The 15,118-nt window shown below is 35.4% G+C and carries 11 protein-coding genes; 8 read left to right on the top strand and 3 right to left on the bottom strand.

The features are described from left to right. The first annotated feature begins 50 nt into the window (after nucleotides 1–50). On the top strand, nucleotides 51–722 hold the full coding sequence (locus KF896_01065; protein ID MBX3042284.1) for a T9SS type A sorting domain-containing protein: 672 nt from the start codon (nucleotides 51–53) through the stop codon (nucleotides 720–722). Nucleotides 723–816: 94 nt separating this feature from the next. On the opposite strand, the gene KF896_01070 is transcribed toward KF896_01065, so the two are convergent. Next, nucleotides 817–3,099, bottom strand: coding sequence for a TonB-dependent receptor (locus KF896_01070; GenBank protein ID MBX3042285.1), 2,283 nt, complete (start codon nucleotides 3,097–3,099; stop codon nucleotides 817–819). Nucleotides 3,100–3,229: 130 nt separating this feature from the next. Here KF896_01070 and KF896_01075 point away from each other — a divergent pair, with 130 nt between their 5' ends. Beyond that, nucleotides 3,230–3,847, top strand: coding sequence for a MarR family transcriptional regulator (locus tag KF896_01075; GenBank protein ID MBX3042286.1), 618 nt, complete (start codon nucleotides 3,230–3,232; stop codon nucleotides 3,845–3,847). A gap of 1 nt (nucleotide 3,848) precedes the next feature. On the opposite strand, the gene uvrA is transcribed toward KF896_01075, so the two are convergent. Together uvrA and KF896_01085 are read right to left on the bottom strand one after the other, a co-directional pair. Next, the gene (gene uvrA, locus KF896_01080; GenBank protein MBX3042287.1) at nucleotides 3,849–6,761 is read right to left on the bottom strand and encodes an excinuclease ABC subunit UvrA; all 2,913 of its coding nucleotides are present in this window, start codon (nucleotides 6,759–6,761) and stop codon (nucleotides 3,849–3,851) included. A gap of 24 nt (nucleotides 6,762–6,785) precedes the next feature. Next, a complete protein-coding gene (locus tag KF896_01085; GenBank protein ID MBX3042288.1) occupies nucleotides 6,786–7,202 on the bottom strand; it encodes an OsmC family protein in 417 nt (138 codons plus the stop codon). A gap of 195 nt (nucleotides 7,203–7,397) precedes the next feature. Here KF896_01085 and KF896_01090 point away from each other — a divergent pair, with 195 nt between their 5' ends. The 6 genes from KF896_01090 (at nucleotide 7,398) to nuoE (ending at nucleotide 15,077) form a co-directional block, all read left to right on the top strand. Next, complete coding sequence (locus KF896_01090; GenBank protein ID MBX3042289.1) at nucleotides 7,398–9,485, top strand: SpoIIE family protein phosphatase; 2,088 nt, start codon at nucleotides 7,398–7,400, stop codon at nucleotides 9,483–9,485. 51 nt (nucleotides 9,486–9,536) lie between these two features. Then, nucleotides 9,537–9,908: an STAS domain-containing protein gene (locus KF896_01095; GenBank protein ID MBX3042290.1), complete on the top strand. Its 372-nt coding sequence runs from the start codon at nucleotides 9,537–9,539 to the stop codon at nucleotides 9,906–9,908. Continuing rightward, nucleotides 9,908–10,351: an ATP-binding protein gene (locus KF896_01100; GenBank protein MBX3042291.1), complete on the top strand. Its 444-nt coding sequence runs from the start codon at nucleotides 9,908–9,910 to the stop codon at nucleotides 10,349–10,351. Before KF896_01095 ends, KF896_01100 begins: the two co-directional genes overlap by 1 nt. Nucleotides 10,352–11,166: 815 nt before the next feature. Then, a complete protein-coding gene (gene nuoF, locus KF896_01105) occupies nucleotides 11,167–12,795 on the top strand; it encodes an NADH-quinone oxidoreductase subunit NuoF (protein MBX3042292.1) in 1,629 nt (542 codons plus the stop codon). A gap of 18 nt (nucleotides 12,796–12,813) precedes the next feature. Then, on the top strand, nucleotides 12,814–14,574 hold the full coding sequence (locus KF896_01110; protein ID MBX3042293.1) for a [FeFe] hydrogenase, group A: 1,761 nt from the start codon (nucleotides 12,814–12,816) through the stop codon (nucleotides 14,572–14,574). Further along, the gene (gene nuoE / locus KF896_01115; protein MBX3042294.1) at nucleotides 14,574–15,077 is read left to right on the top strand and encodes an NADH-quinone oxidoreductase subunit NuoE; all 504 of its coding nucleotides are present in this window, start codon (nucleotides 14,574–14,576) and stop codon (nucleotides 15,075–15,077) included. Before KF896_01110 ends, nuoE begins: the two co-directional genes overlap by 1 nt. Nucleotides 15,078–15,118 lie beyond the last annotated feature (41 nt).

Below are 15,118 nucleotides of genomic sequence, written 5' to 3' on the forward strand. Positions count from 1 at the left end.
TCGTCTTGCAATAAAATCATATCATTTTAAAAAATTCATGGATTAAACTTATGAAAAAATATTTTCTTTTTTTTCTAATTGGAGTAATTTCTACTCCTCTTTATTCAAGGCCCTTCAGGGTTGAACAAGTACCAAACGGTGGAAAATTTCAGTGTCTGACTTGTCACACTTCAGGCTCAGGTGGCTCACTGAATTCATTTGGTCAGGAAGTATTTTCGAATCATTTATCTGTACGAAATGCTGCCGGAAACGTCATCTGGTCTGAATCGCTGGCATCAATTGATTCAGACGGCGATGGATTTACGAATGGAGAAGAATTGCTTGACCCCCAAGGAGTTTGGAAAATCGGACAAAGTGACCCGGGCAATCCAGCAGATGTTGGTAATCCTGGTAATCCAAATAGCGTACCTGTTGGTGTACTTGAATGGCTAACCGGCAATTCTAATAGTTTACTTAAAATAAATTCTGTTAGTCCGAATCCTGTAATTGATGTTATTAATTTATCAATAGAAGTAAAAGAAACTTCTATCGTTGAAGTTAAATTATTCGATATTTCGGGAAGATTAGTTGCTTTTATAGACAAAAAAGAAATGCAATCCGGGACATACTCAATATCTTATCCATTGAACAGATTCTCCGCTTCATTGTCATCAGGAAATTACGTTTTAAGTGTTACCGGTGATAATGCATCTGATATTCAAAGCATAGTTATTACTAAGTAATTACTGTTTATTACTATTTTAAAGAGCTGTATCTAATTTATACATTTAATTTAAACGTAGAAATTATGATACAGCTCAATAATATAAATAATCATCAGAATTCCCAGCTTATTCCAATACTTGGAAGAATACCGATAGACTGCTGTAAAACAGGTGAGCCAGTTCTTGGATCCCATCTGATGCCGCTAACATTCTTTCTGCCATATATATTTTGAATATCAATATAGAATATTAATGTTGATTTAGCAAAATTCCAACGTCTGTCAATACGCAAATCGGCTGCATTGAAGCCGGGAAGCCTTTCACCTTCATTATATTGATCGAAGTCAATTCTGCCGTCCTGAGTGAATGGTGAAGTCGGGACACCTGTAGCTGCACGAAATTTCGCTGATACTTCCCAATAGTTATTGATTCTCCAACCTACTGCAATATTAAATATGAATCTGCTGTCAAATGCTGAAGGTCGCTCTTTTCCATCAAGCGAAGTAAATCTTGACTCAGCATAAGTAACACTAAAAAGTCCATAAATCGGAATATCGCTGAGTTTTTTCTGGATAAATAGTTCTGCTCCCCTTGACCATCCGGTAGCAGAACTTGAAATCGGTTCAAGACCGAAAGGTATATCAGAACTTATGTCATCAAATCCTGAAGGCGCCAAAACAGCCTGAGGTCTGAATACTCTACCCGGATAATTGGCATACTGCTTGTAAAATACTTCCAGCTGAACTTTTATATCTTCAAGCGGTGTATGCTGATAACCCACTACAACCTGATCCGCTCTGATTGGATTAAGTTTATTACTTTCATCGCCAATCAACCAAATATAGCTCGGAGCCTGATAATATCTGCCTATACTTCCTATGAAAGCAGAATTTTCATTCAATTGATAAATATATGAAAGCCTTGGTGAAAAGAATAATTTATCATCAGTGAAATTGTAATAATCCATCCTGCCGCCAAGTGTAAATCTATGTAATCCAATTGTATGACTCATACTGACATAAGTAGCATTACGAAATGCAGTTATTGATGTATCAACGCTTAATGGTTGTGGCACACCATTTTGATTGGTTCGCACAAATCCTGGAATTGTTATTGTATAATCCAACATACCCGCATATTTTATCTGATTTCCAAAAGTCAGTTCTGTCTGAGGTCCAAGCTGTAAATCAACATCACTTCTTAATATAAATTCACCTTCTTTAGAGTCATTTCTGAATATTTCAACTAAATTTGAGTCATTCTGAAATGTTGTAAATCTTGTGTATGAAGTCCCTGCTGTAACAGTCATAAATCCTGTACCAAAGAGATGCTTCCACGTCAAACCGGAGAAATTCTGGTACTGATCAGGTATTGCCACCTGACTATTGCTGAACCTGCCGTCTTCTTCGTCATTGTTAAGCTTAACATCATTAATTGCTGATACAGTTAAGAAAGTCAAAGTATTTTTTTCATCAAGTCTGTAATTTACTTTTCCCTGATAATCCCAGTACTGCGGAATAAATGAGAATCCTGCTAACTGGAATATAAAATCCAGATAACTTCTTCGGGCGCTGAATAACCACGAACCTTTATCACCAATTGGTCCTTCAAGATTCAAGCCGAAATTAACGGCACTTAGGGTAGCTTTACCTCCGAATTGCGATTCATTGCCATTTCGAAGCTGAATATTTGTAACTGATGATGTCTTATCACCGAATTTAGCCCCGAACCCGCCAGCGGAGAAATCAACATTGCGAACAAAATCAAGATTAATTATTGATAGCGGACCGCCTGTTGAGCCTTGTGAGCCGAAGTGATTAATGTTATTTACTTCAAGACCATCTACAATAAATAAATTTTCAAATGGAGCACCACCACGTACAATTAAATCATTTCTGCCTGCTGCTGTAACATTTACGCCGGGAAGTAATGCAACAGCTCTTATGACATCTTCCTGAACACCCGGTGCACGCCTTATATCTTCGAAATTTAGATTTTGAGTACTTGTTACAGTCTCTGTTCGTTTGATAAAATAACTCGCTTTAACTTCAGCACCTTCCAACCGAATTACTTTTTCGACCAGCTTAATTTCCAGGAATGCAGGTTTACCAGCACCAACTGGAACATCAGTTCTGACGAACTGTTCATATCCGATGAGATTAAATTGAACTTTTTGGATACCAAATGGCACATCCTTAATTTCGAACGAGCCGTCTTTCTTGGAAATCGCACCTTTATCTGTACCCAAAACTCTTACCGTAACTCCCGGAAGCGGATTTTGTGTCATAGAGCTTACTATTCTTCCGGTTATCCTGCCACCTCTTGCTTCCTGACCAACCAAAAATACTGCTGAAAATACTATCAGCAAAATAATCAATCCCAAAAATCTCTTCATAAAAAATTTTGACCTGTTTGTATAATTAATAAAATTATTTCAAAATTGTATCGTTAATTGATACGAAAACGTTGCAATAAATTAGATATTTTAATGAATATTATAAAAATATCACGCTATCGTAATAAATATGGAAATTAACGAAATAATAAATTTACTCAGGAAATGGTCAGATTTCAAATTGTCTAATAAAGAATCTGATTTATATGATTTTGGGCGTTGGCTGACTGATAATTCTGATACTCAGCCAAATCATATTGTTGTACCAATACTAAAAACCGGAAAAGTTCTGACTGATGAATATTCAGGTGAAGTGCAATTTCTGGCATCATATTTTATAACCCGGATGAATAAATTCATCAAAATTTATACAAAAGAAATTTTCAACGAATACGGTCTTACTGGTGGAGATGATTTTTCATTTCTTGCTTTAATTGATAAAATGGACAGACCTAATAAAAAAGAATTATGCCTGGCAAATTTAACCGAAATTACAACAGGAATGGATATAATCAAGAAATTGGTGAAATTGGGATATACAGAAGAAATTGCTGACGATTATGACAAACGTGCCAAACGGCTGATAATAACCGAAAAAGGCAGGTTCACTGCTAATGCTGTTTATAGCCGACTAAACCGTCTAAGAGAAGATGTTTTGGGCGACCTTACAGGAGATGAGCGAACTGTTATCATCCGCTTCCTCGAGAGACTGAATACATATCATACGAACTATATTATGAGCCGATAATTTATTTTATCTTCGGTTTTAGTTCATCTTTCAAATATTTTCCGGTAAGACTTTTTTTGGATTTTACAATTTTCTCCGGTGTACCTTCTGCTATGATTAGTCCTCCATATTTGCCGCCTTCGGGACCTAAGTCAATAATATAATCAGCACATTTTATTACATCAAGATTATGCTCAATTACAACTACAGTATTTCCTTTATGAACTAACTTATCCAATAACTTCATCAGCAGATTCACATCTTCAAAATGAAGTCCCGTTGTCGGTTCATCAAGAAGATAAAGCGTTTTTCCTGTGCTGATTTTAGATAGCTCAGTGGCAAGTTTTACTCTCTGTGCTTCTCCACCGGATAGGGTCGGAGCTTGTTGACCAAGTTTAATATATCCGAGACCTACATCAAAAAGTGTGCTGATTTTTTTATTCAATTTTGGAATATCTTTGAAGAATTCATTTGCTTCTTCTACAGTCATATCAAGTACATCCGCAATTGATTTATTTTTGAAAAGCACAGCAAGAGTTTCATTATTATAACGTTTTCCATCGCAGACATCACAAGTAACATAAACATCAGGCAGAAAATTCATCTCAATTTTTTTGATTCCTGCTCCCTGACATTCTTCACATCTTCCACCCTGAACATTGAATGAAAATCTTCCAGTCTTATATCCACGAACTTTTGACTCAGGAAGTAACGCAAAGAAATCACGAATTAATGTAAATATTCCTGTATATGTTGCAGGATTTGAGCGTGGTGTTCTTCCAATTGGTGCCTGGTCAATTTCAATTACTTTATCAATATTTTCAAGCCCTGAAACTTCTCTATAATCCAATGGTTTTAAAATTGAAACCTTCTGAAAATGATTTGTCAAGATCGGATATAAAGTATCATTTATCAATGAACTTTTCCCGGAACCACTCATTCCTGTGATACATGTAAAAGTACCAAGAGGTAGTTTAAGATTTACATTTTTGAGATTATTTCCGCTTGCTCCTTTGATTTCAATAAATTTTCCGTTTCCTTCTCGTCGTGATGTAGGTATAGGGATTGATTTATCACCATTCAAATATTTTGCTGTAATTGATTTTTCATACCCAATCAGCATATTCGGGGATTTCAAAAGGTCTTGAGGGCTTGCTGTCAGAATAATCTCACCGCCATGAATACCGGCTCCGGGTCCAATATCAATAACAAAATCTGACTCTTCAATCATTGCTTTATCATGCTCAACAACAATAACGGTATTGCCAATGTCCCTAAGCTTTTTTAAAGAATTAATTAATTTGTTGTTATCATGCTGATGTAGTCCTATACTTGGCTCATCAAGGACATACATAATTCCGACAAGTTGAGAACCAATTTGAGAAGCTAATCTTATCCTTTGTGATTCTCCGCCGGACAGAGTTCGTACGGATCTGTCAAGGGATAAATATGAAAGTCCGACTTCATTTAAAAAACTGAGACGGGTAATAATCTCTTTGAAAATTAAATTAGCAATAATCAGCTCACGTTCAGAAAGATTATTTTCGATTTCGATACAATTTCCAATTATATCAGGTATGTCTTGACGGCATAATTCATTGATATTTATTCCCTGAATTTTGACTGCAAGAGAAGATTTTTTGAGTTTGGCGCCATTACATTCAGGGCATTCAGATTCAATTACATATTCTTCGATAACTCTTTTATGTGCAGCAGATTGAGGATTTTCATACTGGTGCATCAGAATATTGAGAATACCGTTAAATTCCATCGTAAAAAAACTTCTGTCATCATCACTGACTTCGGAAGTCTCCAAACCATTTAAAAGAATATCAATATGCTCTTCATCTAATTTATTAATTGGCTTATCAAGTTTGATTTTTAGTTTTTCGGCTAAGTTTTTAATCTGAGACCAAGTCCAGGACCTGTCTGATTTGCCAAGTGGAATAACAGCACCTTCAAGTAAGCTTATTTTCCAATCAGGAATTGCTTTTTTAATATCAATCTGCTTAATTGTACCCAAGCCCTGACATTTGCTACAGGCTCCATAAGGACTATTAAACGAAAAAGCATTGGGAGCGTGCTGCTGATAGGACTTGCCGCAACCCGGGCAACTGTTGTGAATTGAATAGAGTTCAGCCGGCTGATTAGCATTATCTACTTCGAAGGGCTGAACCATAACAGTACCCTCGCCACGATTCAATGCAAGCTCGACTGATTCATACAATCTTTTTTCAGATGAATCCGAGGCTGTAATCCTGTCAACTACAAGTTCAATATCGTGAATGCTGTATCTTTCGACTTTCATTCCCTTTTCAAGCAGTCGGATTTTGCCGTCAATACGAACACGTGTAAAACCCTGACTGACAAGACTGTCAAAAAGCTCACGGTAATGACCCTTTCTTCCTTTAACAAGAGGTGAAAGTATTAGAACCGAGCTTCCCGAATATTTAGTTTTTATTTCGTAAATAATTTGATCTAATGTTTTTTTTATAACGGGAATGTCGCAGTCCACACAATGCTGAATACCGATTTTGGCAAATAGCAGGCGTATGTAGTCATAAATCTCAGTAGTTGTCCCGACAGTAGAGCGTGGATTGTGACTGATAGATTTTTGCTCGATGGAAATAGCAGGGGAGAGACCCTCGATAGTATCAACATCCGGTTTTTTCATCATCCCCATAAACTGCTTGGCGTAAGGCGAGAGACATTCTACGTATCGTCTTTGCCCTTCGGCATAAAGTGTGTCAAATGCAAGCGATGACTTTCCTGAACCTGATAAACCGGTGATTACGATAAATTTATCTCTCGGAATTCTCAAGTCAACATTTTTTAAATTATGCTCTCTTGCTCCTTTAATATTTATCTCATTAAGTTCTTCGGTATAGTCACCCGATTTACTCTCATCAAAATCTATTTTTCTAAGCGTATTCATTTAAATAATTTATTAAATTTAAATTCATTTAATAATTTCACCATCCCATGTAACTTTGCAACCGGAACGCTGAAACATAGCTGATGCACCACAATATTTGGTTTGTGACAATTCCATTGCTCTTTCGAGGTCGCCATACTCAGCATCAGGACTTTTTAAAATATAATGAAGATGAACTTCTTCAAATACTTTTGGATGTGTTTCTGCTCTTTTGCCGTTAACAACTATTTGAAAATCATCTACCTGTTTTCTTTTTTTCTTGATAATTGCAAGAACATCAAGAAATGAGCAAGCTGCCATAGCTTCAAGCATTACAATCATCGGGCTTGAAGCTGTTTCATCGCCGCCGTGGTTTTTTGTGGCATCGAATAGAGTAATTAAACCGACTTCGTCTGTGGCTGATAAGCTTTGATTCTCTTGTAATTTTAATAAAACTTGCATTTTTTTAATCATTTTTAATACAAAATATTCAAACACGAAATAAAAGTAATTTTACTTTAATTTATACTGAATATAAGTACAATTTACTTCAATTTAAATTTTTATTTCATTCAAATGATTTTTTTTGAAAAATATTAGTAACTAAACAATAAAAATTTCGTAATTTTGATATGTGTCAGGTTAAATTTTTAAAAAATGTCAAAATATAACAAAATAATATTTCTTGTAGCCGGAATAATTTTCTTTCTTGTGAGACTCACAGGTGATTTGTTATTATATTCATTGGATATGAGCAGCGGCTCTACAGCTATTTTATGGTATTTTATTACATCAATAGCAATTCTTGTTTCATTCGGATATTATTATCTAAAAGGAACAACGGATAAGTTAGATCAGGAAAATGATACAAGTGGTGATGCTTTTCTCAATTCGCTTTATCAAACATTTGTTTTATCTCTGATAATTGTTTTACTTGTGATATTTTTCTCATTCAAAGATACATCTGCATTATTCAAAAGGTCTTATATTGGACTTATACTTGCCGACTTCTTTTATATATATACAGTAATTGTAATATACATCAATTTTCAGTTTACTTATAAATGGCTTTCGTTCAGAAGACACCGCCTGACACGCTTTTATTTATTTGTTATAGCTTTCCTGATTGCTTTCATCCTTGCAAATGAAGCTGCTTCAGTATTTTTCGATTTAGAATTCCAAAATTGGCTGAAAGTCCTTTCGAGTATTATTTTTCTTTCTATATTCCTGTTTGCGTTTTTAGCTAATAAAAAAACAGCATGGGTTGCATCTCTTGCACGAAACCAAAGAACTAAATATTTTTGGCTGATACTTTTAAATATTATAATTGTTATAAAGTTACTTCTTGAGACCGGTGATGAGAATTCGCTTATTTTCGGAAGTTTTTCTGAAGTTTATCCATTTACTCTGTCTCTACTTTCGATTTCATTTTTAATTTATGGAGTCTTTCTTTTCAGAATTTTTATGAGCATTTTAGCTGTAATGCCATCCTCTGTTATTGTTGAAAGAAAATCATCTGAAATTAACACACTAACATATTTGAATAAAGTTGTTGCAGAATCAGCAAATAATGACCGGCAAACACTTATTGACACAGTAACTAATCTGGCGCTTCAAGCAAGCTCGGCTTATGGTGCCTGGACTGAAATATATGAAAACAATGTAACTGAAATTCAGTCTTGTGTGAATGTAGAAAATGATGCTGTCAGACTAATTCATGAAAAACTTAAGATTGACAAGTACTTCCAGTCATTAAGTAAGTCCATTCTTGTTGAATCAGTAAAAGAAATTAAAGAATTACAGCAAATACTTAAATATGTTCCAAACGCTAAATCATTAATCATAGTACCACTCATTACATCCAGAAAGCGGGAGGGAACTCTGGTTATATTTGATTCTGAGGATTTTGCCTTCGAGCCGGATGACTTGAACATTCTATCAGCTTTTGGCGATAATGTCAAAATTGCTTTGGAAAATTCCAGATTACTTCGTGAATCAGTAGAGAAAGAACGCTATCGTAACGAGATGATGCTTGCAAGAACAATGCAGAATAAACTCTTGCCGCAAAAGCTCTATCAGCCCATAAATTATTCAATTTCGGCTTACTCAATTCCAGCTCAGGAAGTTGGTGGGGATTATTATGATTTAGTAAAGTTGAAAAATGGAACTGATTGCGTGCTGATAGGCGATGTCTCAGGCAAGGGAATATCTGCAGCATTCTATATGGCTCAGCTAAAAGGTGTAGTGCTCTCAAAATCTTTGGAATCAGATTCTCCTGCAGAACTTTTATGCAAGATAAATTCTACTCTGCATAAGAATATGGAATCTCAGATGTTTATCACCATGAGTGCAGTTTCATTATGCTTGAACAGCTCAAAGGTTAAAATGGCACGAGCAGGGCACATGCCTTTTTTTGTTAAAGCATCAAAAGAAGTGATTGAATATACTCCTAAAGGTTTAGGAATTGGTTTAACCGGAGAAAGTATCTTTAATTCAAATATGGAAGAAATTGAAATTGAATTGTCAAAAGATGATAAATTACTATTATTTACTGATGGATTGAATGAAATAAGAAATCAATCAGGGGAAGAGTTTGGAATTGAAAATCTGAAGGTTATGATACTAAGAAATGACCTTGCTGATACTGAAAAAATGATATACTCAATCAGAGATTATATAGATAATTTTGCAGGTAGTGCAAAAATTCACGATGATATGACCTTAATTATTTTAAGCAGGAAGTAAAAACGGAACGCTTTTTGATAATTTACTTTTTTTATCTAATAGGAGAAAATTATGTCAGAAGATATTAAGTTTGATGTGAAAATCAAATATGAAAAAGAAGTCGTATGTATGTATCTGAAAGGATTTTTAGATGCACATACAGCTTCAGAGTTAGAAAATGCCATTCAGTCAACAATTTCTGAGGGGAAATACAAGATTCTGATGAATTTTGAACAACTTGATTATATAAGTAGTGCCGGACTTGGCGTCTTTATGTCATTTATTGAAGAAATTCGTAATAAAAACGGTGATATAAAGATGTCGAATATGAGCGACAAAGTATTCTCAGTATTTGATTTACTTGGCTTTCCTATGCTTTTTGATATTGATAAAGATGAAGAGATATGTTTGCAAAAATTCTATGAAAACAAAATAAAAGAATAATGGCAGGTAAATCAAATAAAGATCAATGTTTCTGCACTCTTTCCGGCTCTCAAGAGCTGGAAAAGATTCGCAATTTTGTATTTGAATGTTCTGTTAAGTTTGGGTTTGATAATAATATTAGCAATAAAATTGCACTCGCTGTAGATGAAGCTTGCTCTAATCTTATCAAATACGCTTATAACAATAATTCTAATAATGAAATTAAAGTTAAAATCAATAAAAACGAAACAACTAATTATTTAATTGTTAAAATAGAAGATGACTCTCAGCCATTTAATCCTCTCTCAATTGAATCACCTGATATGGTAGATTACTTTAAGCATTTTCGTAAAGGTGGACTTGGTATTCACATAATGAAACTTGTTATGGATGAAATTGAATATATTCCCAAAACGAATTTTTATAAATATAATACTTTAATTCTTAAAAAAAGATTGAATTAATTAAGTCGTTGAAATCAAAAGTTATTACTTCCCATTAATGATTCTCTCGTTTCTCTTTTCAAACCTGATAATGGTTAGCCTTATCTAATTAAAATTTAAGAGTATTCTAATGTATTGAAAAATAATAATTTATTACGATTTTTCTTGCAGGATTGCTAATAATTTGTTACTTTTGTAAAAGTTATTATTGTATTATGTGAATTTAATAACATTAAACAGACTATTGATAACATATTAAAAATGTAAAGAAAGAGGATATTATGCCTAAGGTTATTGATAACTACAATAAATTGAAAAGTGAGCTTGATTTTGCCTCAACTGATGCGAAATCTCATGATAAGGTCATCATTCAAGTCGGTTCTGCAACTTGCGAAAATGCAGCAGGTGCTGATATTGTCCGGAATGAATTTTTGAAACTTATTGCAGCTTCAGGAAGAGAAGACATACTTGTCAAACAAACAGGATGTACCGGAAGATGCTCACAGGAGCCGATTGTAGGTGTTTTTGCTCCAAATCATTTTGCAGTCAAATACCAGAAAGTTACAATTGATAAAGTATCTGAAATATTTCAAAGTCATGTACTTGGTGGCAAACCTGTTCCAAGTCTTATGCTTGATAAGAAAACGGACATACTTTATGAACATGTTGTAACATTTTGCGAAACAAATTACGAAAAAAGACCCGACCACGTTGATTTACGTGAGTTATTCATTGAAAGACTAATTGACCATGGTTTTCATTCAGATTCTGTCAGAGTTTTAAGCGGTGGCAATATTGGTTTATCAAAATTTGAAGATGATGATAAGCACGCAGTGATGATTGTATTTCCAGAGAATGTGATTTACCGTTACAATACTGAAGAAGCTATGGATGAAATCATAGAATCTCATCTGAAAAACAAAATAATATGTAAAAAACATCTTGTTCATTCAGAGCAGCTTAGCGAAGATTATATGAGATTTTACGGAGATGTTTCATTTTTTAACAAACAATCCAGAATTACTTTAAGAAACTGCGGTATTATTGACCCCGAGAATCTTGCCGATTATATTCACGCTCAGGGTTATAAAGCACTTGCTGAAATTCTCGACAAAGGCGACAGGAATTATGTAATTGATGAAATTCTTGAATCAGGACTTCGGGGAAGAGGCGGCGGTGGCTATAAAACCGGCTTGAAATGGAAATTAACAGCTACTTTAAGTGATGACCCAATCAAATATGTGATTTGTAATGCCGACGAAGGCGACCCGGGTGCATTTATGGACCGTTCAGCTCTTGAAGGCGACCCATTCTCAATCATTGAAGGTATGACAATAGGTGCATACTCAATGGGTGCAAGCAAGGGTTATTTCTATATTCGTGCAGAATACCCGCTTGCTATTGAAAGAATTGAAAAAGCTATTAAACTTGCTAAGGAAAATAATCTCCTCGGTAATAATATTCTTGGTTCTGATTTCAGTTTTGACCTTGAAATACGTTTGGGTGCAGGTGCTTTTGTTTGTGGAGAAGAAACGGCTTTAATTCACTCGATTGAAGGAAAACGCGGACAACCGAGAATCAGACCTCCATATCCATCACTTTCAGGACTTTGGGGACATCCGACCTGTATAAACAATGTTGAAACATGGGCAAATGTTCCTGCTATTATGCTTTACGGCTCAGAATGGTTTAACCGAATTGGTACTAAAGAATCAAAAGGTACAAAAGTATTTGCACTTGCAGGTAAAGTAAAAAATACCGGACTTATCGAAGTTCCTATGGGTACAACATTGCGTGAAGTAATTTATGACATTGGCGGTGGTGTACCGGGTAATTATGAACTTAAAGCAATACAAACAGGCGGTCCCTCAGGCGGTTGTATCCCGGCATCAAAAGTTGATACTCCAATTGACTATGAAACATTGAAAGAAATTGGCTCGATGATGGGTTCAGGCGGTATGATTGTACTTGATGATACTGATTGTATGGTTCAGACTGCCAAATTCTTCCTTGAATTTACGAAAGATGAATCTTGTGGAAAATGTCTCCCATGCCGTGAAGGTACTTTCAGAATGTTGGAAATACTTGAAAGAATTACAGATGGCTCGGCAGTGATGGAAGACCTTGATAAACTTGAACGATTAGGAAAAATTATCAAAACAACATCACTTTGCGGATTAGGTCAGACAGCTCCAAATCCTGTATTGAGTATGATGCAGAATTTCCGTGAGGAATTTGAAACACATATAAAAGACCACAGATGCCCAACGCAAAAATGTCAGAAACTTATCAGCTACTTCATTATTGCAGATAAATGTACCGGTTGTACTCTTTGTGCAAGAAGATGTCCTGTATCATGTATTATGGGCGCCAGAAAGCAGGTTCATGAAATAATACAGCAGGACTGTATCAAGTGCGGTGAGTGTTTCAATGCTTGTAAGTTTGATGCAATTGAGAAAATTTAAGGTAAAGGAGAAAATAAAATGAAATATATAAATGCTATAATAGACGGTATAAATGTTTCGGTTCCTGATGGTCTTACTATTATGGAAGCCGCTGACAGAATAAATGCTCACGTGCCAAGATTATGTTATCACCCATTTCTTTCAACTGAAGGTTCTTGCAGAGTTTGCTCTGTAAAAGTAGAAGGTTATGGTAATTTACTTCCTGCTTGTGCTACAAAATTGCAGGAAGGAATGAAAATTACAACAAATTCTCCTGAGCTTAGAGAAACAAGAAGAGATTTAGTGGAATTACTTCTCGATAATCACCCACGAGCATGTTTGACTTGTGAACGTGACGGCAATTGTGAATTGCAAAACTTATCATACAAACTTGGTGTTCGTCACAGAGTATTTGACGGTGCAAGAAAGAGATTCCCAATTGATAAATCAAATGTTTCAGTAGTACGTGATGCTGAAAAATGTATCCTTTGCCGCAGATGTGTAAGAGTATGCTCCGAAATACAGGGTGTGCATAACTTAAGCCAGATGTTCCGCGGTGTAAATACAGTTGTAACTCCGGCTTTTCAGGCACCGATGGATGATTCAGTTTGTATCAAATGCGGGCAGTGTATCAATGTATGTCCTACAGCTGCATTCATCGAAAAGAATGATACCGAAGATGTGTGGGAAATCTTGAAAGATCCTAATAAATTTGTTGTTGCCCAAACTGCTCCGGCAATCAGAGCCGCAATAAATGAAGGATGGGATTTGCCACATGGCAGAAGTGCAACCGGAAAAACTGTTGCTGCACTTCGCCGGCTTGGTTTTGATGCAGTATTTGATACTGATTTCACAGCCGACCTAACAATTATGGAAGAAAGCCATGAATTGATTGAACGACTTAATAATGGAGGTACTTTACCTCTTATCACGTCTTGTTCGCCGGGCTGGATAAATTTTGTTGAACATTTTTATCCCGAATTGCTTCCAAATGTGTCAAGTTGTAAATCTCCGATGCAGATGCTTTCAACATTAATCAAAACATACTACGCTGAAAAAACAGGGCGCGACCCGAAAGATATTTATGTAGTTGCTGTAATGCCATGCGTTGCAAAGAAATTTGAAGCGAAACGACCAGACCATTATTCTCCTGAAGGTATTCCTTACACTGATACAGTTGTAACCACACGCGAATTAATTTGGATGATTAAAGCATACGGTATAGATTTTCCAAATTTACCTGAAGAAGATTTTGATACTCCTATGGGTATTTCTTCCGGTGCAGGCGATATTTTTGGTTCAACAGGTGGTGTAATGGAAGCTGCTCTTAGAACTGCTTATGAAAAGATCACCGGTGAATCAATTACAAACCTCAATTTCACAGAAGTACGTGCAATTGAAGGATTAAGAGAAGCAACAATTGACATTAAAGGAACTTTAATAAATGTTGCCGTTGCTAATGGTCTTAACAATGCAAAAACTATTTTGGAAAAAGTTAAGAAAGGTGAAAAGCAATATCATCTTATAGAAATTATGGCATGTCCGGGTGGCTGCGTAGCAGGTGGTGGTCAGCCATTATCACATGTTGAAAAATATGTTTATCCTCTTGATAAAGATATGATAAAATTAAGACAAAACGCCCTGTATGATATTGATTCCGGAAAAACATTAAGAAAATCTCATGAAAATCCTGCTATAATACAAATATATAAAGAGTTTTTAGGCGAACCCGGTAGTCATACTGCTCATGAATTATTACATACAAACTATTCTGCCAAATTACCAAGGGGGATAAAATAATGTGCTGCGATAAAACATTTACATTAGATAAAGATATTGTAGAATTTGCAAATGAATGTATTACCAAAGAACATCCCGAGTCATATCTTATTGCGGTTCTTCATAAAGTACAGGGACGCTACGGCTATCTTTCTGAAATTCATCTTGATGAAGTAGCTCATCTCTTGCAGGTACCAACTGCAAATGTTTACGGTGTTGCTACATTTTATCATTACTTCAAATTGAAACCACGAGGAAAATTCTCAATTTCAGTTTGCCTTGGAACTGCCTGCTTTGTCAAAGGTGCAGATAGTGTACTCAATGCATTTAAAAGTGATTTGGGTATCGAAATGGGTGAAACTACAAGCGACGGACTTTTCTCAATTGAGGGCACACGATGCATTGGCGTGTGTGCGTTGGCTCCTGTTGTTACAATCAATGACAAGGTGTTCAGCAATGTAACTGCTAATCAGGTTTCACAGATTTTGAACGACGTTAAAGAGCAAGAAAAATCAAGTCTTTAGGCTACATCAAGTCTTTAGGCTACATGTTGTTTAATGCTAAA

The organism is Ignavibacteriota bacterium (assembly GCA_019637995.1).
Lineage (GTDB): Bacteria > Bacteroidota > Ignavibacteria > Kapaibacteriales > UBA2268 > JANJTB01.

Excerpts from the sequence above, each read along its gene's own strand:
- nuoF (MBX3042292.1), top strand. The coding sequence starts at position 11,167 with ATGATTGTATTTCCAGAGAATGTGATTTACCGTTACAATACTGAAGAA.
- KF896_01065 (MBX3042284.1), top strand. The coding sequence starts at position 51 with ATGAAAAAATATTTTCTTTTTTTTCTAATTGGAGTAATTTCTACTCCT.
- KF896_01075 (MBX3042286.1), top strand. The coding sequence starts at position 3,230 with ATGGAAATTAACGAAATAATAAATTTACTCAGGAAATGGTCAGATTTC.
- KF896_01095 (MBX3042290.1), top strand. The coding sequence starts at position 9,537 with ATGTCAGAAGATATTAAGTTTGATGTGAAAATCAAATATGAAAAAGAA.
- KF896_01100 (MBX3042291.1), top strand. The coding sequence starts at position 9,908 with ATGGCAGGTAAATCAAATAAAGATCAATGTTTCTGCACTCTTTCCGGC.
- uvrA (MBX3042287.1), bottom strand. The coding sequence starts at position 6,761 with ATGAATACGCTTAGAAAAATAGATTTTGATGAGAGTAAATCGGGTGAC.
- KF896_01085 (MBX3042288.1), bottom strand. The coding sequence starts at position 7,202 with ATGCAAGTTTTATTAAAATTACAAGAGAATCAAAGCTTATCAGCCACA.
- nuoE (MBX3042294.1), top strand. The coding sequence starts at position 14,574 with ATGTGCTGCGATAAAACATTTACATTAGATAAAGATATTGTAGAATTT.
- KF896_01070 (MBX3042285.1), bottom strand. The coding sequence starts at position 3,099 with ATGAAGAGATTTTTGGGATTGATTATTTTGCTGATAGTATTTTCAGCA.
- KF896_01090 (MBX3042289.1), top strand. The coding sequence starts at position 7,398 with ATGTCAAAATATAACAAAATAATATTTCTTGTAGCCGGAATAATTTTC.
- KF896_01110 (MBX3042293.1), top strand. The coding sequence starts at position 12,814 with ATGAAATATATAAATGCTATAATAGACGGTATAAATGTTTCGGTTCCT.